General features: G+C 64.2%; 24 protein-coding genes. 21 read left to right on the top strand and 3 right to left on the bottom strand.

What is annotated here, in order from left to right:
- The first annotated feature begins 201 nt into the window (after positions 1 to 201).
- Positions 202 to 3768, top strand: a complete 3567-nt coding sequence (smc, locus tag ACX80C_RS02650) for a chromosome segregation protein SMC (RefSeq protein WP_459324680.1) — start codon at positions 202 to 204, stop codon at positions 3766 to 3768.
- Here the strand turns inward: smc and ACX80C_RS02645 are convergent.
- A complete protein-coding gene (locus ACX80C_RS02645; protein ID WP_459324679.1) occupies positions 3765 to 4967 on the bottom strand; it encodes an MFS transporter in 1203 nt (400 codons plus the stop codon). The genes smc and ACX80C_RS02645 overlap by 4 nt on opposite strands.
- Positions 4968 to 5063: 96 nt before the next feature.
- Between ACX80C_RS02645 and ftsY the strand changes: the two genes are divergently transcribed.
- Entirely contained in the window at positions 5064 to 6269 is a 1206-nt protein-coding gene (gene ftsY / locus ACX80C_RS02640; protein ID WP_459324677.1) for a signal recognition particle-docking protein FtsY, read from the top strand.
- A 78-nt stretch (positions 6270 to 6347) separates the two neighbouring features.
- Here the strand turns inward: ftsY and ACX80C_RS02635 are convergent, their stop codons facing one another.
- A complete protein-coding gene (locus ACX80C_RS02635; protein WP_459324676.1) occupies positions 6348 to 8066 on the bottom strand; it encodes a hypothetical protein in 1719 nt (572 codons plus the stop codon).
- Positions 8067 to 8327: 261 nt separating this feature from the next.
- Here ACX80C_RS02635 and ACX80C_RS02630 point away from each other — a divergent pair, with 261 nt between their 5' ends.
- Positions 8328 to 9635, top strand: a complete 1308-nt coding sequence (locus tag ACX80C_RS02630) for an ammonium transporter (RefSeq protein WP_459324675.1) — start codon at positions 8328 to 8330, stop codon at positions 9633 to 9635.
- Positions 9632 to 9970 (top strand): P-II family nitrogen regulator, encoded by a 339-nt coding sequence (locus ACX80C_RS02625; RefSeq protein WP_167993233.1) that lies wholly within the window; start codon positions 9632 to 9634, stop codon positions 9968 to 9970. The genes ACX80C_RS02630 and ACX80C_RS02625 overlap by 4 nt, the downstream gene beginning before the upstream one ends.
- Positions 9971 to 10042: 72 nt before the next feature.
- On the opposite strand, the gene ACX80C_RS02620 is transcribed toward ACX80C_RS02625, so the two are convergent.
- Positions 10043 to 11485, bottom strand: a complete 1443-nt coding sequence (locus ACX80C_RS02620; RefSeq protein ID WP_459324674.1) for a glucose-6-phosphate dehydrogenase — start codon at positions 11483 to 11485, stop codon at positions 10043 to 10045.
- 115 nt (positions 11486 to 11600) lie between these two features.
- Between ACX80C_RS02620 and ffh the strand changes: the two genes are divergently transcribed.
- The 17 genes from ffh to ACX80C_RS02535 all read left to right on the top strand — a co-directional run bounded on the left by ffh (position 11601) and on the right by ACX80C_RS02535 (position 25319).
- Positions 11601 to 13184 carry a signal recognition particle protein gene (ffh, locus tag ACX80C_RS02615; RefSeq protein WP_459325082.1) on the top strand — a complete coding sequence of 528 codons (1584 nt, stop codon included), beginning with the start codon at positions 11601 to 11603 and terminating at the stop codon, positions 13182 to 13184.
- A gap of 64 nt (positions 13185 to 13248) precedes the next feature.
- Entirely contained in the window at positions 13249 to 13953 is a 705-nt protein-coding gene (locus tag ACX80C_RS02610; RefSeq protein WP_459324673.1) for an alpha/beta fold hydrolase, read from the top strand.
- A 75-nt stretch (positions 13954 to 14028) separates the two neighbouring features.
- On the top strand, positions 14029 to 14916 hold the full coding sequence (locus ACX80C_RS02605; protein WP_459324672.1) for a VOC family protein: 888 nt from the start codon (positions 14029 to 14031) through the stop codon (positions 14914 to 14916).
- A gap of 176 nt (positions 14917 to 15092) precedes the next feature.
- Complete coding sequence (gene rpsP, locus ACX80C_RS02600; RefSeq protein ID WP_167993226.1) at positions 15093 to 15497, top strand: 30S ribosomal protein S16; 405 nt, start codon at positions 15093 to 15095, stop codon at positions 15495 to 15497.
- 1 nt (position 15498) lies between these two features.
- Positions 15499 to 15741 carry an RNA-binding protein gene (locus ACX80C_RS02595; protein ID WP_459324671.1) on the top strand — a complete coding sequence of 81 codons (243 nt, stop codon included), beginning with the start codon at positions 15499 to 15501 and terminating at the stop codon, positions 15739 to 15741.
- Between the two features lie 96 nt (positions 15742 to 15837).
- On the top strand, positions 15838 to 16395 hold the full coding sequence (gene rimM, locus ACX80C_RS02590) for a ribosome maturation factor RimM (RefSeq protein WP_459324670.1): 558 nt from the start codon (positions 15838 to 15840) through the stop codon (positions 16393 to 16395).
- Positions 16395 to 17189 carry a tRNA (guanosine(37)-N1)-methyltransferase TrmD gene (gene trmD, locus ACX80C_RS02585; protein ID WP_459324669.1) on the top strand — a complete coding sequence of 265 codons (795 nt, stop codon included), beginning with the start codon at positions 16395 to 16397 and terminating at the stop codon, positions 17187 to 17189. Before rimM ends, trmD begins: the two co-directional genes overlap by 1 nt.
- Before the next feature lie 202 nt (positions 17190 to 17391).
- A complete protein-coding gene (rplS, locus tag ACX80C_RS02580) occupies positions 17392 to 17751 on the top strand; it encodes a 50S ribosomal protein L19 (RefSeq protein ID WP_459324668.1) in 360 nt (119 codons plus the stop codon).
- Between the two features lie 23 nt (positions 17752 to 17774).
- Positions 17775 to 18458 carry a signal peptidase I gene (lepB, locus tag ACX80C_RS02575; RefSeq protein WP_459324667.1) on the top strand — a complete coding sequence of 228 codons (684 nt, stop codon included), beginning with the start codon at positions 17775 to 17777 and terminating at the stop codon, positions 18456 to 18458.
- A gap of 44 nt (positions 18459 to 18502) precedes the next feature.
- On the top strand, positions 18503 to 19318 hold the full coding sequence (lepB, locus tag ACX80C_RS02570; RefSeq protein WP_459324666.1) for a signal peptidase I: 816 nt from the start codon (positions 18503 to 18505) through the stop codon (positions 19316 to 19318).
- Entirely contained in the window at positions 19315 to 20025 is a 711-nt protein-coding gene (locus ACX80C_RS02565) for a ribonuclease HII (RefSeq protein ID WP_459324665.1), read from the top strand. The genes lepB (ACX80C_RS02570) and ACX80C_RS02565 overlap by 4 nt, the downstream gene beginning before the upstream one ends.
- 7 nt (positions 20026 to 20032) lie before the next feature.
- Positions 20033 to 20359 carry a DUF2469 domain-containing protein gene (locus ACX80C_RS02560; protein WP_167993217.1) on the top strand — a complete coding sequence of 109 codons (327 nt, stop codon included), beginning with the start codon at positions 20033 to 20035 and terminating at the stop codon, positions 20357 to 20359.
- Between the two features lie 128 nt (positions 20360 to 20487).
- Positions 20488 to 20844: a YraN family protein gene (locus ACX80C_RS02555; protein ID WP_459324664.1), complete on the top strand. Its 357-nt coding sequence runs from the start codon at positions 20488 to 20490 to the stop codon at positions 20842 to 20844.
- On the top strand, positions 20844 to 22385 hold the full coding sequence (locus ACX80C_RS02550; RefSeq protein WP_459324663.1) for a YifB family Mg chelatase-like AAA ATPase: 1542 nt from the start codon (positions 20844 to 20846) through the stop codon (positions 22383 to 22385). The genes ACX80C_RS02555 and ACX80C_RS02550 overlap by 1 nt, the downstream gene beginning before the upstream one ends.
- Positions 22382 to 23587 (top strand): DNA-processing protein DprA, encoded by a 1206-nt coding sequence (gene dprA, locus ACX80C_RS02545; protein WP_459324662.1) that lies wholly within the window; start codon positions 22382 to 22384, stop codon positions 23585 to 23587. Before ACX80C_RS02550 ends, dprA begins: the two co-directional genes overlap by 4 nt.
- A gap of 57 nt (positions 23588 to 23644) precedes the next feature.
- Positions 23645 to 24220: a methylated-DNA--[protein]-cysteine S-methyltransferase gene (locus tag ACX80C_RS02540; RefSeq protein ID WP_459324661.1), complete on the top strand. Its 576-nt coding sequence runs from the start codon at positions 23645 to 23647 to the stop codon at positions 24218 to 24220.
- 148 nt (positions 24221 to 24368) lie between these two features.
- Complete coding sequence (locus tag ACX80C_RS02535) at positions 24369 to 25319, top strand: tyrosine recombinase XerC (RefSeq protein ID WP_459324660.1); 951 nt, start codon at positions 24369 to 24371, stop codon at positions 25317 to 25319.
- Positions 25320 to 25400: the final 81 nt, after the last annotated feature.

The raw sequence follows: 25400 nt of genomic DNA, 5'->3' as shown, positions 1-25400 counted from the left end.
GCCGGCGTTTGATGCCAATCTGCAATTGGTAAGCACACTTCGGTTACTAACGATCCTGAGGAAAGCCTAGTTCCTCCAGCAGATAACGGCACGTTGGGCGTCTCAATCCTCGCCCCCAAAGCCAGCTGCAATACCCTGAACTTCCCGCTGAACACAGTAGATTGTGAGGTAACGAACCCTTCTGGAAGAGAACCGTAACCCGTGCACCTGAAAAGTCTGACCGTGCGAGGCTTCAAGTCATTTGCCTCTGCCACGACCTTCGACTTTGAGCCGGGCGTCACCGCCGTCGTCGGTCCTAATGGTTCCGGCAAATCCAACGTGGTGGATGCCCTGGCCTGGGTGATGGGGGAGCAGGGCGCCAAGACGCTGCGCGGCGGGAAGATGGAGGATGTCATCTTCGCGGGGACCTCGGGCCGCGCACCCCTGGGCAGGGCACAGGTTTCCCTGACGATTGACAACGCCGACGGCGCCCTGCCGATCGAATACTCCGAAGTCACCATTTCACGCACCCTGTTCCGGGCCGGCGGTTCCGAGTACGCCATCAACGGCAATAATTGCCGGCTGCTCGATATCCAGGAGCTGCTCTCCGATTCCGGCCTGGGCCGGGAGATGCACGTGATCGTCGGGCAGGGTCAACTGGACAAGGTGCTTCACGCCACGCCGGAGGACCGGCGCGGGTTCATCGAGGAAGCCGCCGGCATCCTGAAGCACCGCCGACGCAAGGAAAAGACAGTTCGCAAACTCGAGGCGATGCAGGCCAACCTCACCCGCCTGACCGACCTCACCGGCGAGATCCGCCGCCAGCTGACCCCGCTCGGCAAGCAGGCGGACATCGCGCGCCGTGCCCAGCAGGTCCAGTTCGAGGCCCGCGACGCCCGCGCCAGGCTGCTTGCCGACGACCTCGTCCAGCTGGTCGCCTCCTTCGAGCAGGAGGTCGCTGATGAAACCGCCCTGAAGCAGCGGCGCGCCAAGGTCGAAGCCCTGCTGGAGAGCGGCCGTTCCAGGCAGGCGGAGCTGGAGCGGCTGGCGGCGGTTGCCACACCGCGGCTGAACGCCGCGCGGGATGCGTGGTACCGGCTCTCCTCCACGCGCGAACGGTTCCGGTCGCTGGGGAGCCTGGCAGATGAACGACGCCGGCTGCTGGGTTCAGTGGACACCGCTGCGGACGGCGGCCGGGATCCCGATGAGCTGGAGCGGCAGGCCGGCCTCGTCCGCACCGAAGCAGCCGAGCTTGCCGAGCACATCGACGACCGGCGGGAGGCACTCGAAGACGCAGTGGAGCAGCGCGCCGAGGCGGAGGACGCCGCGGCAGCAGAAGAGAAGCGGCTCGCATCCCTGCTTCGTGCTGCTGCCGATCGGCGGGAGGGCCTGGCGAAGCTCTCCGGCCAGGTCGGTGCCGCCCGATCACGGGTCGAATCAGCGGAGGCGGAACTGGGCAGGCTGCGCGCCTCCGTGGTTGAGGTGGGTGAACGCCGCCGCCAGGCGCAGTCGGATTTCACGGCGCTCGAGACTCAGGTGGCCGGTGCCGAGGAGGGTGAGGAAAGCCTCGACGCCGACTATGAGGAAGCGAGCGCTGCACTGGAGGCGGTTCTCGAATCGCTGGAAAACCTGAACGACGAGGAGCGGGCCGCCGAACGGGAGCGCGATGCCCTGCAGGCGAGAATCGAAGCCCTGCGGATGGGCCTTGAGCGTAAGGACGGGTCCAGCGCCCTCCTGGCCGGCGATGTCCACGGTGTACTTGGACCCGTGGCCGAGCTGCTCAGCGTTGAACCTGGCTACGAGGCTGCCGTTGCCGCGGCGCTGGGAGCGGTTGCGGAGGGCGTTGCCGTCGATTCCCTGGAAGCAGCAGACGGCGCGCTCCGTCTCATGAAGCACGACGACGCCGGTCGGGTCGAGCTGCTCATTGCAGGAGTTACGGCTGAGCCCCGGGCGGCCCTGCCGGACGGCCTGCGCTCCGCGGCGGAGCTCGTTACGGCACAGGCTGGACTCGAAGGCGCCGTGCGCGCCTTGCTGGGTGGCGTCGTCGTCGTCGGCTCTCTGTCCGAGGCAGCGGAGCTGGTGAATCGGCATGCGCGGCTGACCGCCGTGACTCGTAGCGGGGACGTGTTCACCGCGGCGACGGTGCGTGGTGGAACCGCGGCGGCGCCCGGAACGCTCGAAGTGCAGGCGGCAGTCGACGAGGCAGCGGAAGCGCTTCGGGCGGTCACGGAACGGTATGAGCGCGCGCGCTTCGGAATCTCTGCTGCCACAGCGCGGCGCGCGGAAGCACAGGAGCGCGCTGACGCTGCCCTTGAACGGCTGCACGAGTCGGATGCGCGGCTGGCGGCCGTAGCGGAGAAACTCGGACAGCTGGGTTCCGTATTGCGTTCGGCGTCGGGGGAGACGGACAGGCTGACCCGCCTCGCCGAAACCGCCGAGGCAAACCTCACCGCCGAGCAGCAGCGGCTGGAAGAGATCACCCTACGGTTGGCGCAGGCCCAGGAGGCCCCCGCGGAGAGTGAGCCCGATACCCAGACCCGCGACATGCTCGCCCTGGCCGCGACCCACGCCCGGCAGGCCGAAATGGAGGCCCGCCTCGCGCTGCGAAGTGCCGAGGAGCAGCTCAATGCCACGGCGAACCGGGCGGCGTCGCTTGAGCATGCAGCGCAGACTGAGCGCACCGCCCGCGAGCAGGCTGCCGAACGCGCCCGGATCCGGCGTCTACAGGGCGAGAAGGCGGCGGCGGTTGGGCAGGCGGTGCGGCAGGCGCTGACATTCCTCGACGTTTCAGTGGACCGTGCCGCGCAGAGCCGTGACGCAGCCGAAGCCGTGCGTTCGGCGTGGGAAGCCGAGCTCGGGACGGTCCGCACAGACAATGAGAAGCTCCTCGCAGAGCTTGCCGAACTGACGGATTCCGTGCACCGTGACGAGCTGGCCCGGGCGCAGCAGCGGCTGCGGATCGAGACGCTGGAGAACCGCTCCATCGACGAGCTCGGGCTTACCGCCGATCACCTTGTGGCCGAGTACGGGCCGGATCAGCCCGTTCCCTCCGCCGGTGAAACGGGCGACAAGTGGGCGCAATTGCGCGTGGCGGTGGACGAGAGCGGCAATCCCGTCCGCGAAGGGGTACCTTTCGTCCGCGAGGAGCAGGAGAAACGGCTCAAACGCGCCGAGAGGGACCTTTCAGCACTGGGCAAGGTCAACCCGCTGGCACTGGAGGAATTCGCGGCGCTTGAGGAACGGCACCAGTTCCTCAGTACCCAGCTGGAGGACCTCAAGGCCACGCGCAAGGACCTGCTGGACATCATCCGCGAGGTGGATGAACGGGTAGAGCAAGTCTTCACCGCCGCCTACCGGGACACCGCCGAGCAGTTCGAGCGGGTCTTCGGGCGCCTCTTTCCGGGCGGTGAGGGCCGGCTGGTGCTCACCGACCCGGATGACATGCTGACCTCCGGGATCGAAGTTGAAGCCCGCCCCGCCGGAAAGAAGATCAAGCGACTGTCGCTGCTGTCCGGTGGGGAGCGTTCGCTCACGGCGGTTGCCCTGCTGGTGGCGATCTTCAAGGCGCGTCCGTCACCGTTCTACGTGATGGACGAGGTTGAAGCCGCACTGGACGACACCAACCTGGGCAGGCTCATCACCATCTTCGAGGAGTTGCGCGAGTCCAGCCAGCTCATCGTCATTACGCACCAGAAGCGCACCATGGAGGTTGCGGACGCCCTGTACGGCGTCACCATGCGCGGCGACGGTGTTTCCACGGTGATCAGCCAGCGCCTCGTGGACGCCTAAGACTTGGTGTGCAGGGTCTCCCGCGCAAGGGTCCACATCAGGAACGCTGCGAGTGCGGTCACGCCCGTCAGCCCGAACGCCCACCCGTAGGACAGGGTGTCAACGAGGATGCCCGCCAGAATGGGACCGAAGATGGTTCCGGTATCGGTGCTCATCTGGAAGGCAGCCAGCACCTTCCCGCCGCTTCGCTCATTTCCGACGACGTCGGCCACTGCCGCCTGCTGCGCCGGGTTCAGGATGCCCGCCCCGATGCCTGCCACCACTGAGACGGCAAGGAACGTGACGACGTCGCCGGTCAGGCCCAGGCACGCCATCGCGATTCCATTGACGGCCAGCCCGGTAAGCACCAGCGGTTTCCGGCCCACCGTGTCGGTCAGCCGTCCCGAGAAGGTCAGCGCCAAGGCGGTTCCTCCCGCGAAGAAGGCCAAAGAGATACCCGCGACCTCGGGCCCGGCACCCAGGACCGCAGCGGCGAACAAGGGGACGAGGGCCATCCGTACGCCGAAAGATGCCCAGCCGTTCGCGAAACCGGAAACCAGCGCCGCCCGATAGGCAGAATCCCGTAGCGCCTCGCGTACGGGCAGGACAGGCTGCGCCGGGCCCTTGGTGCGGCCGCCCAGCGTGGTGTCCTTCAGCTGGAAGAAGACGACGGCGGCAGCCACCAGCAGCGCCCCCGCGTACACGAGGAACGGCACCCGCAGGCCGAATCCGGCGAGCAGCCCGCCGATGAAGGGTCCACCGATACTGCCGAGCAGGAATGCCGACGCATACGCACCGCTAACCCGGCCGCGCATTCCCGGCGGCGCCAACCGGATGATCAGCCCCATCGCCGAGATGGTGAACATCGTTGAGCCGATACCCCCGAGCCCCCGGAAGATCAGCAGTTGCCAGTAGTCCGCTGCGAACGCACACGCCGCCGTCGAAAGGGCAACGATGATCAGCCCTGCCACATAGACCGGCCGCTCGCCAAGACGCTCGACAAGCTTGCCGCCGGCAGGTGCGAAAACCAGTCGCGTGAATGCGAAGGCACTGACGATCACGGCCGCTGCCGTCGCTTCGACGCCGAAGCTCTGGGCGAACTGGGGAAGGACGGGGGACACGAGACCAAAGCCGATCGCAATCACGAAGGCCGCAGCGATAAGTACCTTGATTTCACGCGGCAGGCGTAAGCGCTCAGTTGTGCCGGATGCAGGTTTCATCCGCCGGGGAAAGTTCCGAAAAGCAACCACAAAGTACGATTCTCCCAGTTCCCGCGGCTTCCGATTGCCAATGCCCGGTGTGAGAAGCTTGGAAACGTGAACGAGATCCTCCCGATAGTAATTTATGTAGTCGTAGCGCTTGCCGTTCTGGGCACGCTTGCAGCCCTGCTCGTGCGGTCCCGCCGGACCCCGCCGGGCACCTACACAACCACGCGGGACGCCGACGACGACGGCGGCGCCACCTCGCGCGGTGCCGGCACCGACACCCTGGACCGGCCTGTCGGGACCGACACTGCCCCCGACGTCGTTATTCCGGACGATCTCCGCGACCTCGAGGAGGCGGACACCGGCGTCGAGACCGTCCCGGTTGAAACCCCTGATCCTGTCCAGGGCCGGCTCGCGCGTCTGCGCGCACGGCTGGTCAAGTCCAACAACGCACTCGGCAAGGGACTGCTCGCCCTTCTCTCGCGCGATCAGATCGACGAGGACGTCTGGGACGAGATTGAGGAAACGCTGCTGCTGGCAGACCTCGGCACCGAGCCGACGACCGAACTTGTTGACGCCCTCCGCGCCCGCGTGAAGATAGCAGGCAGCCGAAGCCCCGAAGAGGTCAAGGAAATGCTCCGCGAGGAACTCGTGAAGCTGGTCGATCCCACCATGGACCGGTCCCTGGCCACAGACAGGCACGCGGACCGTCCCGCAATCGTGATGGTTGTCGGCGTCAACGGGGTAGGAAAGACCACCACCGTAGGCAAGCTGGCCAGGGTTCTGGTAGCAGAGGACAAGGACGTGCTGCTGGGTGCGGCGGACACGTTCCGTGCTGCCGCGGCAGAGCAGTTGGCCACCTGGGGACAGCGCGTGGGCGTGCCGACGGTGAAGTCCGACATCGACGGCGCGGACCCCGCATCGGTCGCGTACGAAGCTGTGAAGGCAGGCATAGACGGCGAGGTCGACGTCGTCATGATCGACACCGCCGGTCGCCTGCAGAACAAGGTGGGTCTGATGGATGAGCTCGGCAAGGTAAAGCGGGTCATCGAGAAGCAGGGCACCGTGGACGAGGTTTTGCTTGTCCTCGACGCAACCACCGGGCAGAACGGACTCAACCAGGCACGGGTATTTGCCGAGGTCGTCAATATCACCGGCATCGTCCTCACCAAACTGGACGGCACAGCCAAAGGCGGGATCGTCGTCGCTATCCAACGTTCACTCGGTGTTCCGGTGAAACTCATTGGACTCGGTGAAGGTGCTGACGACCTCGCACCCTTTGAGGCCGAAGGATTCGTCGACGCACTGCTGAATTAGTCCGACCCAGAGCTGAATAGACTGGATGCGCCGGCGGAGATTGCTCCGCCGGCGCATCCAGTCTCGGCCCGAAATGGGCTAGAAGGTGAAGGTGAACACCGTTGCCGTACCGGCGGTGACGGGCAGCGCAACCTCGGTGGTGCCTGGAACGAAGCCGGGAATGGACGGCCGTTCCAAAGCCGGGATGGGCGGGGCCAATAACCCGTCCACGACTGTCTCGTTCTCGGCTCCATAGGACAGCCCTGTCATCTGCGTCATCACACCCGTGCGTGCACCCTCGGGCAGGGTGATTCTCACATCAGCAGGAGCAGCGGTCTGGGGGTTGTTCTGGTTTACGAGGATCACGCTCATGCTGCCGTCCTCGTGCCTGACGGCGTAGCTGTAGGCAAGCCCGCCGCCCTGCTGCGAGGATTCGAGGAACCAGCCGGTAGGCAGTTCCGCCACGAGGGACAGCCCATAGTAATTGGCCCTCTCATTGAACGTGGCGTCCGGTTCCAGGTAGGCGCCGCCCGCGCAGATGGCGGACATCGGCGGGCCGCCCACGCACGTGATGAGCGAACTGTGGAAGCTGAGGCGGGGGATGCCCAGTTTCGCTGCGCTCAAAGCGTAGTCGACGCTCCATAGTGCCGAGGCGTGCGTCTCGGTGGTCTCGTTGGACCCGGGGCAGGCCGAGATGCCGGTCTCCGGGATCCAGGTGTACAGGCCCGCGTTGTTCGCCGGTGCCATTGCCCGCATGCGGTAGTCCTGGGCGCGTTCATGGATGGGGTGGGCCATCAGGTTTTCCATGATTGGCTCGCCCAGTGGGTCCTCGGCGCCGTCGCATTGGGACAGCGGGTAATGGTGGAAGGACAGGATCTTCTCCTGCGGGATGTCAGCCTCGGCGAAGGGCTCCCACCAGGATTCGGCGTATGTACCCGGTCCAACGATCGCCACGTTGGGCGCGACAGCGTACATCGCCTCCGCGTACTGTTTCAGTTCCTCGAGGTAGTCCTCGATCCACCAGTCATCCGGACGCAGGCCGGTCTTCGGGTAGCCGTTGGGCTCATTGCCCACGGTGATGCCCACCAGACGGTCACCGAAAATGTTCGAGGCGTGCTTTGCCATGTCTGCTGCGCGGGCGGGATCGAAATGCGCAAGGTCCACGGTCAGGCTGATGGTGGCATCCGCTGCAACCAGCAGGGTGTTGATGCGCTCCAGATCCGCCGGTCCTGCAGCACGCACTGGATGCGCTTCGTCGCCCTTGAGTCCGGCAGGGAGCGGCTCTCCACTGGAAGTCCAGAAGAAGCGGCGGTCCACGGCGTTGCCTCCGAAGCGGAGCATCGGCTGTCCGAGTCCCTGCAGGCTCGCCACCATCTCGGTATTCTCACCGTTCAGCCGGGGATCCGCGAGGTCGGTCGCTTCGAGCGAAAGCCCAATGAGTCCTTCCGGAAGGACTGTGCCCGTCCGCTCGCCGCTGACGGAAACACTCATCGGTTCCACGGCCTCCAGCGGCGAGCCCGCGGGTGGCCCTGCCTGCTGGTAGAACACGGTCGGAGGAGCCGGGAGCGGTTCGGTGGACGCCGGCGAAGGAGTTCCGGTCAGCTCCGGCGGTGGAGGAGGGGCAATGCTTTCAACCGTGGCCGGGCGTCCGCCGTTGGGCAGAACGGTGACGCCCACAAGGGTCCCGGCAAGGAGCATCGCGGCGGCAGCGGCAGCACCGATCATCAGTCGGGGATCCGGACGGCCCTGGGCCTGGTGGCGCGCCGTTACGCGCCGGGCGCGCGCGGTGTCGTTCGGTTCAGTGGGTGGATGAGGCATTCTTCTCCAAAAGCTTGGCTGAGATTCAGCGTCATTCAAGCTTAACCGCCAGCTCCCTCCATTCAGTGACACGACGACGCCGGCCCGCCCGTGCCGCCACCCCCACCGCGAAACACAAGCGAAACAAAGCGGTCATCCACTCTTTACCTCGGTGCACGGCTTGTAACGTCCCCGCAACACAATTCCCAAGGCGGCGAAACACGGGATTGCCAAAGTATTGAACCAGCGGGAAGTGCCCGCCACTTCCGAGAGGACGAAAAGATGGATCTGACTGCAGGTCACGTCTGGGTCATGGTTTCCGCCGCCCTGGTATTGCTCATGACACCCGGACTGGCATTTTTCTACGGCGGCATGACACGCGCCAAGGCAGCGCTGAACATGATGATGATGAGCTTCATCGCCGTTGGCCTCGTGGGCATTGTCTGGGTGCTCTGGGGCTACTCGATGACTGGAGGAGACGGCGTCGCCCAGCTCTTCGGCAATCCCTTCGCCTCATTCGGGCTTGAGGGCCTCATCGGTACCGAGGACATGATCAGCGCCGGCTACGGCGCAACCTTCGCCATCATCACGGTAGCGCTGATCAGCGGCGCGATCGCCGACCGCGCCAAGTTCGGCGCCTGGTCGCTCTTCGTCCCCATCTGGGTCACCGCTGTCTACTGCCCCCTGGCATTCATGGTCTGGGGAGGCGGTCTCCTCAGCGCCGAGGGCGCCATCGGCGCTGCAGTCGGCGAAGCAATCGACTTCGCGGGTGGAACCGTTGTCCACATCAGCGCGGGCGTCGCAGCGCTTGTCCTGGCCATCATTCTGGGCAAACGGCAGGGCTTCGGCAAGGATCCGGCGCACCGCCCGCACAACGTCCCGCTGGTGATGCTCGGCGCCGCGCTGCTCTGGTTCGGCTGGTTCGGATTCAACGGCGGTGCTGCCGGCACCGCGGAGGAAGCAGGACTCATCTGGATCAACACGATGGCCGCTCCGGCCGCAGCGATGGTCGGCTGGCTCGTGATTGAACGGTTCCGCGACGGCCGTCCCACCTCGTTGGGAGCCGCTTCGGGGATCGTCGCCGGACTCGTGGCGATCACACCGGCCTGCGCCAGCGTAAGCCCGGTCGGCGCCGTCGGCCTCGGCCTGGTCTCGGGCGCAATGTGCGCCCTCGCCGTCGGACTCAAGTACAAGCTCGGCTTTGATGACTCGCTCGACGTCGTTGCGGTGCACCTTGTGGCGGGCACGCTCGGCACGATCGCGATCGGCTTCATCGCCCTGCCCGTCGACGGCGTAGGCGGCGGCCTGTTCTACGGCGGTGGTTTCGGCCAGCTCTTGGCGCAGGTGGTGTCGGTCCTGGTGGCGGTTACCCTCTCAGCGGTCATGACCGCACTCATTGGCCTGGCCATCCACAAGACCATCGGATTCCGCGTCACTGCCGATAACGAGGTGTCCGGCGTGGACCTCTCCGAGCACGCCGAGACCGCATATGAGTTCGGTGGACTGGGAGTCGGTGGCCCGTTCCATCCCTTCCACGAGCCTGCACCGGCACCACGCGTTGAAACGGCACAGCAGAAAGTGAACTCATGAAGCTAGTGACAGCCATTGTTCGTCCGGACAAGCTAGACAACGTCCGGGGAGCCCTCGAGAACTACGGGGTACAGGGCCTGACGGTCAGCCAGGCCAGTGGTTACGGCCGCCAGCGCGGACACACCGAGGTCTACCGCGGAGCGGAATACACAGTTGATCTCCTGCAGAAGGCGCGAGTGGAGGTCCTGGTGGCTGACGCCTGGGTCAACGACATCGTCGATGTCCTGGTCTCAACTGCCAACACCGGCAAGGCCGGAGACGGCAAGGTATGGGTCCTTCCGGTCGAGGATGCCGTTCGTGTCCGTACTGGTGAACGCGGGGAAGCCGCGCTCTAACCCGGAGAGTTCGTGCAGACATGGCGGGTTGAACCCTGTTCAACCCGCCATATCTGTGCGAAAACTCGGTGCTTACGGCTCCGGCCACGAGGACGGGCCGTGCGAGCCGGCGGGATATTCGTCCATCGGAACCTCGTCCGCCTGCCACGCGGCAAGGACAGGCTCGACGATGCGCCAGCAGTCCTCCGCTGTGTCCCCGCGGACGGACAGCGTCGGGTCCCCTGAAAGCACACCGTCCAGGACTTCGCCGTAGGGGAGCAGCTCGGAAGCGTTGAGTTCGGCCTGCAGGGTGGCCCGGTCCAGGCAGAACACGTCACCGGGGCCGTTGACGTCGATGTCCAGCTGCAGAGTGTCGGGACCGAATCCGATCCTTAACCTCGTGGGCGAATCAACGCCGGTGAACCCGTCAGGCAGGTGATTCACCGGTTTGAAAGTGATGACGGCTTCCTTATGGGTGCGGCCCACTGCCTTGCCCGAACGCAGCCTGAAAGGTACGCCGGCCCAGCGGTCGTTGTTGATGGAGACTTCGATTTCCGCGAGTGTTTCGGTCCCCCTGGCAGGATCGACGCCGTCCTCATCCACGTAGTTGGGCACATCCCGGTTCTCGATGGTGCCTGCCGTGTACCGGGCGCGCCGGGTGGTGTTCCTGTAGTCGCGCCCAACGGAGCTCGCCCGAAGAACGGTCCCGATGTGGTCGCGGAGGTCCCGCTCGTGGAGGGTCGACGGCGCGTTCATCGCGATCAGCGCCATAACCTGCAGCAAGTGGCTCTGGATCATGTCACGCAGGGCTCCGGCGCCGTCGTAGTAGCGCGCACGGTTTTCGAGCGTGAGCTTCTCGTCAAACACGATGTCCACGGATTCGATGTGGAGGTTGTTCCAGACCGGTTCCAGGAAGCGGTTCGCGAACCGCAGGCCCAGGATGTTGAGCACGGTGGCCTTGCCCAGGAAGTGGTCAACCCGGTGGACATGATCTTCGGGAACCAGGCCGTCGAGGATGGAATTGAGCCGGTGCGCCGATTCCCGGTCCGTTCCGAACGGTTTCTCCAGCACCAGCCGCGAACCCTCCGGCAGGTCTTTGGGCTCGAGCGTTGCGCACGCCTTCTCGCTGACGGCGGGGGGAAGGGCGAAGTAAATGGCCACCGGCCCCTGGAGCCCGGCGATCAGCTCTGCGAGCGCACCCTGGGCGGTCACATCCACCTGGTGGTACGTGCTGTCTTCCCGGATGCGGGTGAGCGCGTGTTCGCCGTCGTCGTCGTTATTCTGGGTGGAAGCGGCGGAAGCGGCAGCAAAGGAGGTTTCCAGCCGGTCCTGCCACTGTTCTTCGCTCCAGGCATCCGATCCCGCTCCGACGAGGGCCAGGTTGCCTGCCTTGCCATGCCGGACCAGACGTGCGAGGCCGGGCAGGAGGAGGCGGCCGGTGAGGTCTCCCGACGCACCGAGGATCAGCAGCGTGCGGATTGCCTGCCCCTGAAACTGATGTCCCGAGGCCTGTTCGTCAATCGCATGAGTAGTCACCCTTAACACCCTGCCACCGAAGGTGTCTCCCTGTCTCGCGCACACGGGGAAGATGCCCAGTTGCTACCCTTGATAGTTGAATCCACGCAAGCTCGAGGAAAGCAGTTCACGTACCGTGTTCAATTCACTCTCAGACCGGCTGACAGCGACCTTCAAGAACCTTCGCGGCAAGGGCCGCCTGTCAGAGGCCGACGTCGACGCCACGGTCCGCGAGATCCGCCGCGCCCTGCTCGACGCGGACGTTGCTGTCCCGGTCGTGCGCGCTTTCGCCGCGCAGGTCAAGGAGCGCGCGCTCGGTCTGGAGGTTTCCCAGGCGCTGAACCCAGGCCAGCAGGTTGTGAAGATCGTGAACGAGGAGCTGGTGGGAATCCTGGGCGGGGAGACCCGCAGGATGCGTCTCGCCAAGAACCCGCCGACGGTGATCATGCTCGCCGGCCTGCAGGGTGCGGGCAAAACCACGCTGGCTGGAAAGTTGGCCAAGTGGCTCAAGGGTCAGGGTCACAGTCCGCTGCTGGTCGCGTGTGACCTGCAGCGTCCCAACGCGGTCAAGCAGCTGCAGGTGAACGGTCAGCGTGCCGGTGTACCGGTTTTTGCGCCGCATCCCGGTGTCAGTTCCGAATCTGAGGCTGCCACAGGTGATCCCGTTGATGTCGCCCGCCGGGGCGTTGCCGAGGCACGGACCAAACTGCACGACGTCGTCATCGTCGACACGGCGGGTCGTCTGGGCATCGACGCCGAGCTGATGCAGCAAGCATCCGACATCCGCGATGCGGTAACTCCGGACGAAGTTCTCTTTGTCATCGATGCGATGATCGGCCAGGACGCAGTAAACACTGCGCAGGCTTTCAACGAGGGCGTGAACTTCACCGGCGTGGTGTTGACCAAGCTCGACGGCGATGCCCGCGGCGGAGCGGCGCTCTCCGTCGCGTCCATAACGGGCAAGCCTGTCATGTTCGCCTCGACCGGTGAAGCGCTCACGGACTTCGAGGTCTTCCACCCGGACCGCATGGCATCCCGAATTCTCGACATGGGAGACATCCTCACCCTGATCGAGCAGGCTGAGCAGGCCTGGGACAAGGATGAAGCCGCACGGATGGCGAAGAAGTTCGCCGACCAGGAGGACTTCACCCTCGATGACTTCCTCGCGCAGATGCAGCAGATCCGCAACATGGGCTCCATGAAGAAGATGCTCATGATGATGCCTGGTGCGGCGAACATGCGGCAGCAGCTCGAGAATTTTGATGAGCGTGAGATTGACCGGGTGGAGGCGATCGTTCGCTCTATGACACCCCATGAGCGGGTTGCACCGAAGATCATCAACGGTTCCCGCCGGGCCCGCATTGCCCGTGGGTCCGGTGTGCACGTATCAGAGGTCAACGGCTTGCTGGAGCGTTTCGGGCAGGCCCAGAAGATGATGCGCAAGATGGCTGCCGGCGGTGGCATTCCGGGAATGCCGGGCATGCCCGGACCCGGGGGATTCTCGGGTGGGGCACGTAAGGGCAAGCCGAATGCCAAGGGCAAGAAGAAGCCCAAGTCGGGCAATCCCGCAAAGGCAGCGCAGGAGGCTGCCGCTGCGGAAGCCAAGCGGAACGGGCAGCGGGCGGCGGTTCCCAGCGGTGCCGCTTTCGGCAAGCAGGATGACTTCGATCCTGCCTCGCTCAACCTGCCCAAGGGTTTCGAGAAGTTCCTCGGCAAGTAGTACCGGACCAATCTCCCCCAGGGGATTTCTGCATTTCGTCAGAGGCGGCACCTAGGTTGATGCCATGAAAAGTGAACGCGTTGTTTTCGTGCACGGTGCCGGTAACTTCGGTGCCGCCGCCTGGACCCGTCAGCACGGGATGGCCCTGGAGTTCGACTGCCTCTTTGTCCGCCGCCACGGGTTCCATCCGGTTGCCGCTCCGCTGCCCACCGATTTCGCGCAGGATCAGCAAATCGTCACCGAGGCGCTGGGATCCGGCGGCCATTTGGTCGCTGCGTCGCAGGGGTCAGTTGCAGCGATGATGGTTGCGGTCGAGCGACCCGAGCTAGTGCGGTCGTTGACTCTGGCTGAGCCTGCGTGCCTGTCGCTCACGGAGTCACTACCGGCCACAGCTGCGCACAAGGCGCGGGTGCAGCCCTTGTTCGACAGGGCGGGCGAGCTCACAGACGAGGAGTTCAACCGCGAGTTTGTTCGGCTGGTCTTCGCCGCCGAGCCCCGGCCCCTTGATACCGCCGAGGCAAAGCGCGCTGCGCGGCGTCTGAGATTGCAGGCACCGCCCTGGACGGCGCCCCTGCATATTGTTCCCGGCGTCCCCACCCTCGTGCTGACAGGTGGGTGGGAGCCGCTCTATGAGGAAGTGGCGGCGTATCTGGCTGAGACGGGCGCCGGCCACACAGTGGCTGGTGGAGGACACCGTCCGCAGGACACCTCGGCCGGTGCGGATCTGATTACCGACTTCATTCGCGCCCACAGCCGAAAAGCGGCCTGAAACTGGTACTGCCTGGGGAATAGCTTTAACCTTCAAGTAGTTAGATCCAGTAACAGCGCGCACTTGGAGGAACTCATGAACTCAGTACAGGACCTGCTCCCGGCCGAGACGGCAATGGGAACCGTCACGCTGAAGGTGGGCGATCTGGGCCGGATGGCGGGCTACTACCGGTCGGCGCTCGGACTCGTTGATCTCGCCGAATCCACCGAAGGGCTGTACTTGGGCCGTCCCAATACACCCCTCATCCGTCTGGTCCCGGCCGGTGGTTTGAAGCTGCCCGCGCGCACGGAGGCGGGGCTGTTCCACACCGCCATTCTGTTTGCCGACCGCGCGGATCTGGCGGCAACAGTCGCAACTGCGGCGCAGACGGCACAGGCCGGGAAAGGCCATTATGTGGGCAGTGCGGACCACCTTGTCAGCGAGGCCTTCTACTTCACGGACCCGGAGGGCAACGGCATCGAGCTGTACTTCGACAAACCCCGCGAGACCTGGAACTGGACCACCTCAAATGGCCACCGCTCGGTCATGATGGACAACGTGCCGCTGCCGCCTCAGCAGTACCTGACTGCGAACCTGACCGAGGATTCAATGAGGAATCAGGAGGAGGCTCCTGCCGGCGTCGGGCACGTCCATCTGCAGGTAGGCGACGTTGAGACCGCGGAGAACTTCTACGTGTCCACGCTCGGTTTCGAAAGGACAGCGGGCTGGCACGGCCAGGCGCTGTTCGTTGCTGCCGGGGGATACCATCACCACATGGCCATGAATGTCTGGAACAGTCGCGGTGCGGGGCCGCGGCGGGACACCCTCGGCCTCGGGGAAGTCCTCCTTCACGTTCCGACGGCTGACGAGGCAGACGCCCTCGCGGAGCGGCTGGATGCAGCGGGGGTGGGGTACCACCACACCGGCGCTGAGCTGCGGTTCAGCGACCCCTGGAACAACAAACTACGGGTCGCTGTAGGGTGAACGCGTGCCTGAGTCGCCTGCAGGCTGTTCCTTCTGGCACAATATAGCTGTACCCAATCTGCGCAGCCCCTCTCTCTGCGTGCATTGTGTCCTCTAGAACCCCAAAATGTATGGCCCGCCCCACGGGTGCAGAAACCGGAGTTCGCCCTTTTGATCAACAAGGAGTGACCACACAAGTGGCCGTAAAGATTCGCCTGAAGCGCTTCGGCAAGATGCGCGCACCGTACTACCGTATTGTCGTCATGGACTCCCGCGCCAAGCGCGACGGGCGTGCCATCGAGGAGATCGGCAAGTACCACCCCACTGAAGAGCCCTCGTTCATCGAGGTCAAGTCGGACCGCGCGCAGTACTGGCTCGGAGTCGGCGCACAGCCCACCGAACAGGTCGCCGCGATCCTCAAGATCACCGGTGACTGGCAGAAGTACAAGGGTATCGAGGGCCAGGAAGGCACCTTGAAGACCAAGGCCCCGAAGGAAGCCTTTACGGCACCTGAGAAGGGTTCTGTCATTGTGCCCGAGGCCATCACGAAGAAGAGCAAGAAGGCCGACGAGCCTGAGGCAGAAGCTTCCGAGGCTGAGTAAATTGCTCGCTGAAGCGCTGGAACACCTCGTTCGCGGAATCGTGGACAGCCCTGACGACGTCCGGGTGTCAGCGAAATCCAACCGTCGCGGTGAGACGCTCGAGGTCCGGGTTCACCAGGAAGACCTTGGCCGCGTCATCGGCCGGCAGGGAAGGACAGCACGCGCGCTGCGCACTGTCATCTCGGCCCTCGCTGACGGCGAGCCGGTGCGGGTCGACGTCGTGGACACCGACCGCCGCCGCTGACCAGCAGTACATGCTTCCAAGTCCGGCCCCACCACGCCAGTGTTGGGGCCGGACTTTTTGACGATCCGCCTACACCAACTCGAAACCGGAGACCAGATGGACCTGCAGGTTGCCCGTATCGGCAAACCCCATGGCATTCGCGGTGAGGTTACCATTCAGCTGTTCACGGACGCTCCCGAGGAGCGGTTCGAAGCTGGCGCCGTTTTTCGCGTGGAGCCTGCCTCCAGCGGTCCGCTGACGATCTCCAGTGCACGCTGGAACAAAGACATCCTCGTCCTCGGCTTCGAGGAGGTTCCGGACCGCAACGCCGCCGAACTTCTGCGCGGCGCACAGCTCTTCATCGATTCCGAGGAGAACAACGACGACGACGGCGACGCCTGGTATGAACACGAACTGGTCGGCCTCCAGGCCCGGGTGGGGAACGACGTCGTCGGTCGGGTGAGTGCCCTGCGCACCATGAGCGTCCAGGACCTGCTGATCATCGAGCGGCCGGACGGCGAGGAAGTGCTGGTGCCATTCGTCTCAGAGATTGTGCCTGAAGTGAATATCGAGGGCGGGTTCGTGGTCCTGACTCCTCCGGCGGGGCTGCTGGAACTGAATCTTCCCGGTTCAAATCAGGCGGAAGAGCCACGCCCAGACGTCAGCGACAGCTAGTGCGCATTGACGTCGTCAGCATCTTTCCTGAGTACCTTGCAGCCCTGGAGCTCTCGCTGATCGGCAAGGCGCGGCAGGACGGACTGCTCTCCCTCACTGTGCACAACCTGCGTGACTTCACGGTCGACCGGCACCGGACGGTCGACGACACGCCATATGGTGGCGGTGCCGGGATGGTCATGAAGCCCGAGCCCTGGGCCCAGGCGTTGGAGGTCGTACGCGGCGAATCGCGTCCGGTGTTGATTGTTCCCTCTCCCGCGGGGGAACGCTTCACCCAGGCAATGGCACACGAGCTCGCGGAGAAAGAACATCTCGTCTTCGCCTGCGGTCGCTATGAGGGCATCGATGAGCGGGTGCTTGACTGGGCGGCGGACTCATACGACGTCCGGCCTGTGAGTCTCGGCGACTACGTGCTCAACGGGGGAGAGGTGGCTGTGCTCGCGATGGTGGAGGCGGTCGCGCGGCTGCTTCCCGGCGTCGTCGGAAATCCCGAGTCACTGATCGAGGAGTCCCACGCGGACGGTCTGCTTGAGTACCCGGTCTATACGAAGCCGTCCTCGTGGCGTGAGTTCGAGGTGCCGGAGATACTCCTCAGCGGCAACCATGCCCACATCGCGCGCTACCGGCGGGACGAACAGTTACGGCGCACTGCCCTCCGGCGCCCGGATTTGCTCGGCGGCCTGGACGTGGAGACACTCAGCGCCGCAGATCTGGCTGTGCTGGCAGAGGCTGGTTATGCGGTGGTCAACGGAGTACTCGCTCCCATCGGCGAGAGGCCTTCAGTTCTGCCGTAGCGGCCGCACTGTGGCATAATTGGTACTCGTGCCAACTGGGTGCGCGCCTGCCACAGGGGGAGCGTCACCAACGCAGACGGCACACCGGAAGCCGCCAAGGGGCGCTTCGGTACTCAATCTTCAACGGCATCTGCCTGTTCTGCAGGTCTTTGTCGTTGTGACCAACGTGGATGACCTGTGGCGTTCACCAGGAGCAATGCACATGCATATTCTCGACAGTGTGGATGCAGCCTCGCTGCGCAGCGATGTCCCCGACTTCCGCGCGGGCGACACCCTGAAGGTTCACGTCAACATCATTGAAGGCAAGAACACCCGTGTTCAGGTCTTCCAGGGTTTCGTTCTCGGACGCCAGGGTGATGGTGTACGCGAGACCTTCACCGTTCGCAAGGTCAGCTTCGGTGTCGGCGTTGAGCGTACCTTCCCGGTTCACTCCCCGGTGATCGACAAGATCGAGCTTGTCAGCAAGGGCGACGTACGCCGGGCAAAGCTGTACTACATGCGTGATCTCCGCGGCAAGGCTGCGAAGATCAAGGAGAAGCGGGATCCGAAGACCGTCAAGTAGTCCCCAGATTCACAAGCTTCACCATGCCTGAGTTCTTCGTTCCGCGGAAGAAGACCAGGCAGCCCACAAAGCGTCGGCCCGGAACTTCGGGCTGGCGCTTTGTGTTCTATGCGGTTGCCCTCGCCTGCCTGGCCATCGTGACTGTGCGGGCGCTGCTGGTCGACATTTTCTATATCCCTTCCGGCTCTATGGAACCGCTCCTGGGAGCAGGGGACCGGGTGCTGGTCTCACGTACGGACTATGTATTCGGCGAGATCAAACGCGGAGACGTGGTTGTCTTCGATGGAAGAGGCTCGTTCGCCCCGCTTGGCCCTGGGGGCTTCGAGCAGGCGCTGACAGATACCATGCGATTCTTCGGCGTCGGTGACACCGAAACGGTGTATGTAAAGCGCGTCGTCGGCGTCGGTGGGGATCTGGTTGCGTGCTGCGATTCCAGCGGGAGGGTCACCATCAACGGGAACGCACTTGAGGAGCCTTACGTTTTCCCGATGAACGCGCCGAGTGAGATGAAGTTCGAGGTAGCCGTTCCAGAGGGTAAGTTGTGGTTGATGGGTGACCACCGGTCGGAGTCTTTCGATTCACGGAGCTTGTTGGGCGCTCCCGGGGGCGGGCTGGTTTCCGAGGAACGGGTGATTGGCCGAGCGATCAGCGTAGTCTGGCCTCCTGTCGACGCAGCAACTATCCCACGCCCAGCCGGCGCGCCGTAAGCCGGCAGGACCACCCCTGAACGCACAGTAGAGGATTCGCACGAATGGCAAAGACCTACCCGGGAACACCGAACGACGGCGCCGAAGACCCTGCGGACACGCCGCGATTCGATGTTCCGGGTGATGGTGAGCCCCAGGACAAAGCTCCGGGTGAATCCAAGAACCGGAGCCTTGGAAGCTGGGCCAGGGAAATCCTCATCATCGTGGCCGTTGCGCTGCTTCTTTCTTTCCTGATCAAGACCTTCCTCTTTCGTGCGTTCTTCATTCCTTCGGGGTCCATGGAGAATACCCTTGAGATTGACGACCGAATCTTCGTCAACCAGCTTGTCCCCGAGCCGTTCGCGCTGGAGCGCGGCGACGTCGTCGTCTTTCGTGATACCCAGAGCTGGTTGCCCGAGCCGGCGCCGGGAACCACATCGACCAACTGGTTTCAGGACGCACTGGTATTCATCGGATTGTTGCCGGATCAGTCGCAACAGCACCTGGTCAAGCGGGTGATCGGCCTTGAAGGGGACCGGGTAATTTGTTGCGACTCGGAGGGGCGGATCACCGTCAACGGTGAACCGCTGAATGAGCCCTACCTGTATCCCGGAGCGAACCCCTCCGATGTCCCGTTCGACGTCACGGTGCCCGAAGGCAAAATCTGGGTCATGGGGGATCACCGAAACGCGTCGGCGGATTCCAGGGCGAACCAGGACGGGCCGGGGGAAGGATTCATCGACGTGGATGACATCGAAGGCAAGGCGGCAGTTATCGCCTGGCCGCTGGACCGTCTCGGCTTCCTGGGCAATTATCCGGATGTGTTCGCAGGTGTCCCCGAAGCTCCCCAAAGCACCGGCCGGGAGAACTCCAGGCCGTGACCGGGAAGGCGCCTACCCTGCGGTACGAGCGGTCATTCCTTTCGGAGGGCCATCGCTTTCTGGCCGGCTGCGACGAGGTGGGCCGGGGCGCCCTTGCCGGGCCGGTGACTGTTGGACTGGTAGTGATCGATCTCACCACTGCGAAGGGCTTGCGCGGTGTGCGGGATAGCAAGCTTCTGAGTCCCGCTGACCGTGAGGCACTGGTGCCGAAAATTCAGCGCTGGGCCGTCGCATACGGGGTGGGGCACGCCACCGCCGGCGAGATTGATGCAATGGGCTTGATGGCAGCGCTGCGTGCGGCAGGAAACCGTGCGTGGGCGCAGGCCAGCCGGACGGTGCGGCCCGACGCTGTGATTCTCGACGGAAACCACAACTGGTTGGCACCATCCGTCCAGGGCTCCCTGTTCGAGGACGTCGAGACCCGGGAGGTTAGCTGTGATGCGCCGGTTCACACGCGGATCAAAGCGGACCTTCAGTGTCTCAGCGTCGCAGCTGCCAGCGTGCTGGCCAAAGTGGAGCGCGACCATCTCATGGTCGAATTTTCCCGAAGCTACCCGGGATACGGCTGGGAGATCAATAAGGGTTATGCAACCGCGGGCCACAGGGCAGCCATCGACGGGCTCGGGCCGAGCCGGGAGCACCGCCGCACGTGGCGCCTCGGGACGGGTACAGGTATGAGCGTGCCCGCCGTCGAAATTGGGGGATGATGGAGCAATGAGCGCCGAAGATCTTGAGAACTACGAAACAGACATGGAGTTGCAGCTCTACCGTGAGTACCGCGACGTCGTCAGTCTCTTCAACTATGTGGTGGAAACAGAGCGGCGTTTCTACCTCGCCAACCACGTGGATTTGCAGGCGCGCTCGGCGGACGGCGAAATCTACTTTGACCTGACCCTCAATGATGCGTGGGTATGGGATGTTTACCGATCCGCCAGGTTCGTGAAGACCGTTCGGGTCATAACGTTCAAGGACGTCAATGTTGAGGAGTTGGCCAAGACTGATGACATCTCCCTTCCGAAGGACGGCTCGCTGGGCGGCTGATCCCCTGCGCACTTCAGATCCTGACTCCTGCTCCACAGCGGCCCGATTTCGCTGACTTTACCCACATAAGCACGTAAGACGACACCTCCGGACTCACCCTGCATCAGGCTGGATCCGGAGGTGTTCGCATGAGAACAAAGGATGAGCTGGGCAGGCGCGGTGAAGCGCTGGCCGCCCGGTTTTTGGAAGACGCCGGGCTTCGGGTCATTGACCGGAACTGGCGGTGCACGGTAGGCGAGATCGACCTCGTGGCCGTAGACGGCGCCACCTTGGTCGTGGTCGAAGTAAAGACCAGGTCCACGGAGAAGTTCGGTCACCCGCTTGAGGCCATCACGCCGGGCAAGCTGGAGCGGCTGTATCTCCTTGCCTTGCGGTGGGCACGCGCACACGACCTTCGGTTCTCAGGGTTCCGTGTGGATGCGGTCGCGATTGTCGACGACGGCGTCAACGCGCCGGTGATTGACCACCTTCGGGCGGTGAGCTGATGCCGCTCGGCCGCACGTACGCTATCTCGCTGGTGGGATTGAACGGTTACATTGTCGAGGTCGAGTCTGACATCGGGCAGACGCTGCCTGCTTTCGTTCTGTTGGGACTACCAGATGCTTCGCTGTCGGAAGCCAGGGAACGGATCCGGGCCGCTGCCCGGAATGCCGGACTACCGCTGACCAGGCGGAAGATCACCGTGAACCTGATTCCTGCGTCGCTGCCGAAGCGCGGGTCAGGTTTCGACCTTGCAATCGTGATGTCAGCGCTGGCCGCCGCTGGAGATGTCCGGAACTGCGGGCGCACCGTCTTTCTATCCGAGCTCGGCCTCGACGGGCGACTGCGGGCGATCAACGGAATCCTGCCGGCCGTCATGGCTGCCGTCGAGGCTGGCTATCCGAATATCGTCGTGGCAAGCGATAACGCTGCCGAAGCCGCCCTCGTTCCGCAGGCGGTGGTCCGTGGCTTTGATTCTCTGGCGGAGGTGGCACTGGCTTTCGGGGCGGACGCTGCCGCAGTGGAGCTTCCCACACCCGACCAGACGGAACTCTCCCGCATGGCCCAGCCCAGGGACGTGGCGATCGTGCCCAAGGACATGTCCGACGTCGCCGGGCAGTCAGATGCCCGCCTTGCCGTGGAGGTCGCCGCAGCCGGTGCGCACCACCTCATGATGGTCGGCCCGCCCGGCGCGGGGAAAACCATGCTTGCAGAGCGGATCCCGGGCATACTGCCTAATCTTACGGACGAGCAGGCCATGCAGGTGACTGCGATCCATTCACTCGGCAGCGCCGTTGCGTGTCGTGAACTGCGCCGCAGGCCACCGTTCGAGAGCCCTCATCACACAGCCAGCGCCGCCTCCATCATCGGCGGGGGAAGCGGGATTCCGCGTCCCGGTGCAGCTTCGCGTGCACACCGGGGCGTCCTCTTCCTTGACGAGGCGCCTGAGTACCAGCGTCGAATTCTCGATGCGTTGCGGGAGCCGTTGGAAAGTGGCGAGCTTGTGTTGCACCGTGCGGCCGGCACAGCAACCTATCCGGCAAGATTCCAGCTGGTTCTGGCCGCGAATCCGTGCCCGTGCGGGCTGGCGAGCGGCAAAGGCATGAACTGCACGTGTTCCGCGCAGCAGCGAAGGCTCTACTTCGGCCGGATTTCGGCGCCACTCCTTGACCGGGTTGACCTGCAGTTGGCCATGCACCGTGTGGCGCTGAAGGACTTCTCAGGCGCTCCAGCTACCGACACGAGTGCCGCGGTTGCCGCCAGGGTCGCAGGGGCACGGGAAATGCAGCGGGACCGGCTGTTCCAATGGGGCTTCCATACCAACGCAGAGGTTCCCGCCAAATTGCTTCACAATGAACTTCGCCTGTCCCGCAAGGCAACAAAGTCGCTGGATCTGACCATGGAGCAAGGGGCAATAACCAAGCGTGGCTATGACCGGGTGTTGCGCGTCGCGTGGAGCGTTGCGGACCTCGCCGGGAAATCAATACCGGGCAGTGACGACGTTGAACTGGCACTGGTCTTCAGGACCCAGCAGGACGCGGCATGAGCGCCGCTGACTGGAGTCACGTACAGATTGCCCGAGCAGCGCTGTCCCGATTGTTCGAGCCCTCTGACAACATCGGGATGGCCTTGGTCGCGGCCGCGGGGCCAGAAGAGGCGTTGGGAATCGCAACCGGCCGCACCCGCTGCGGGCCCACCCTGCACCGTGCGTTCCTCGAGGTTCTCGCTGACACCGGTCATCAGGTGCGCACCGACGTATTGACCGGAGCGGTTGCCCGGTGGGGCTCAAGGAAGGACAGCCTGGTACCCCTGCGCGATCTGGAGACGGTTAAACGCTTTGGCGGTACCCTGCTGACTCCGGAGTCGGCGGCTTGGCCGGCCGCACTCAACGACCTTCAGCTCGGAATGCCGCTGTGCCTGTGGGTACGAGGCGAGTCTCCCGCGACCATCCCTCCGCTCGAGCGGGTGGTGGCCATCGTCGGTTCGCGCGACAGCACCAGTTACGGTTCCACGGTCACGGGGGAGATGACTGCCGGGCTGGTTAACCGTGGCTACACGGTGATCTCCGGCGGAGCCTATGGAATTGACGCGCAGGCCCATCGCTCGGCGCTGATGACCGCAGGGGAAGACCACCCACTTCCCACCCTCGGTGTATTGGCATGCGGCATTGACCGCTATTATCCGGCTGGCAACGAGGAGCTTCTGAGGGAAATCGCCCGCAGGGGTTTGCTGATCTCTGAGGTCCCTCCTGGGTCGGCACCGTCCCGTTGGCGTTTCCTGCAGCGAAACAGGCTCATCGCAGCCTTGAGTGCAGTCACTGTGGTCGCAGAAGCCCGATGGCGCTCCGGCGCACTAAACACGGCGCACCATGCCGCTGGTCTCGGCCGTGCAGTCGGAGCCGTGCCCGGGTCAGTCCAATCCGCGAATTCGGCGGGGTGTCACCGGCTCCTCCGCGACGGCAGTGCCATTTGCGTCACTGATGCAGCCGAAATCGCTGAACTTGCCGGCCCCCTGGCGCTGGTTTCCGGGCCGGAACGTCCCGCGGTCAAAGCCGTCCACGACGGAATGACCGTGGAGGACCTCCTGCTCCTGGATGCATTGCCGGTCAGGGCATCGTCGACGGTGGACAAGCTCGCGTCGGTCGCCGGACTCAGCCTGCCGGGCGTCCTCTCGGGCCTTGGTCGCCTTGAGGCGGACAAGCTGGCGGAACGGGCCGACGACGGCGGGTGGCGCAAGACGCGGCACTGAGTCCCTTCCACATTTCAGGCACACCTATCCATTCACACACAAAGGAGATGCGCGACCATGACAATCTTCACGATTATCGATAGCCCGATCGGCGGACTGGTTCTGGTGGCCCGCGGGGGAGGCCTGACCGGTGTCTATCATGAGTACCACTCGCCTGAACCGTCTCCCGTTCTCCTCGGTGCACCTTTTGACCCGCTGGCAGGCGAAGCCGACAACCGAGGAGGAGCGGAAGCCGGAGGCGTGGATGCGGCCTGCCCGGAGAGCGAGAATGCCGCGGAGGTATTCCGCGTCGCCACTCAATGGCTCGAAGGGTACTTCAGCGGACAAATAGCTGACAGGATCCCCTACGTGTTGAACCGTGGAACCGATTTTCAACGCGAGGTGTGGGCCGCTGTCTCGGAGATTCCGTACGGTGAAACCCGCACATATAAGGACCTTGCCGCTGCCATGGGTAACCAGGACATGGGACGGGCGATCGGCGCCGCCGTCAGGGCGAACCCGCTCTCGATCGTCATTCCCGGCCACCGCGTCGTGGGTTCCGGCGGGGCGATCACGGGCTACGCGGCGGGTGTCGCCGTGAAGCGCGCGCTCCTGGAGCTGGAGGCGACCGTCGCGATGTCCGCCGTTGCATGATGACCGGCAGTGCGCAGTGTCGCTGCCCGAGGGCCGGAAGGATGCCTCGCGGTGCGCCTCCTTGAGGTCTTCAAGCTACTGGCCCACAGTGGGTACAACACACGCTGTTGGATCCTATAGATACAGTTACGTCAGGCAGGCTCGGGTGATGAGGAATACAGAAAGCGGGGCCGGCCCTGATGCTCCCGAATCTCCACCGTTCACGCATGAGGCTGAGGGCTTCATCCGTTATCTGGCACAGGAACGCAATCGCTCTGCCCACACTGTTCGCGCCTATCGCGGCGATATCGAACATTTCGCCGCCTTCGCCGCCGGACAAGGACTGACCTCCCTGCAGGAAGTCGATCTCTCTTGCCTGAGGGCATGGCTCGGCTCGTTGGACCGGACAGGCCTCTCCCGAGCTACACTTGCACGCCGCGCAGCTACCGTCCGCAGTTTTCTGGCTTGGGCGGCACGGGAGGACCTGATCACGGCGGACCCTTCCCTTCGCCTGAAGGCGCCAAAACGACAAAGTGCGTTACCGGATGTATTAACGGTGTCCCAGCTCGGGCCTCTATTGGCGGCAACGCAGGCGGCGGCCGTGGGCGGGGAGCCGGCTGCCCTGCGCGCCCGTGCAGTACTGGAATTGTTGTACGGCTCCGGGATCCGCGTGGGTGAACTGGTGGGACTTGACATCGATGATCTCGATACTGACCGCCGTACACTCAAGGTCCTCGGGAAAGGGAACCGGGAGCGCACTGTTCCCTACGGGGTCCCGGCAGCGCACGCCGTCCACGACTGGCTGGCACGGGGAAGGCCTCGATGGGCGCGCTCCGAGAGCGGTGCCGCGCTTCTCCTCGGCCCACGGGGAGGGCGCCTCGATCAACGCCAGGCACGTTCGATCGTGGATAAACTGCTGCGCACGGTGGAAGGAACCGGGGCCAGCGGCCCCCACGCACTGCGTCACACGGCAGCAACACATCTGCTCGACGGCGGTGCGGACCTGAGGTCCGTCCAGGAACTCCTCGGACATCGCAGCCTCTCAACCACGCAGCTTTACACCCACGTATCCGTTGATCGCCTCCGACGAAGTTACGAACAGGCACACCCGAGGGCTTGATCAGGATGAAGGTAGGCCCCGGTCAAGAAACAACGTCCTGGAAGCCAGCCACAATAAGGGCACAACCTTAATTACACTGGC

The sequence above is a fragment of the Arthrobacter tecti genome (assembly GCF_054511355.1).
The sequence above is the reverse complement of the archived record's forward strand: the minus strand, read 5'-3'. Positions and strand labels throughout refer to the sequence as shown.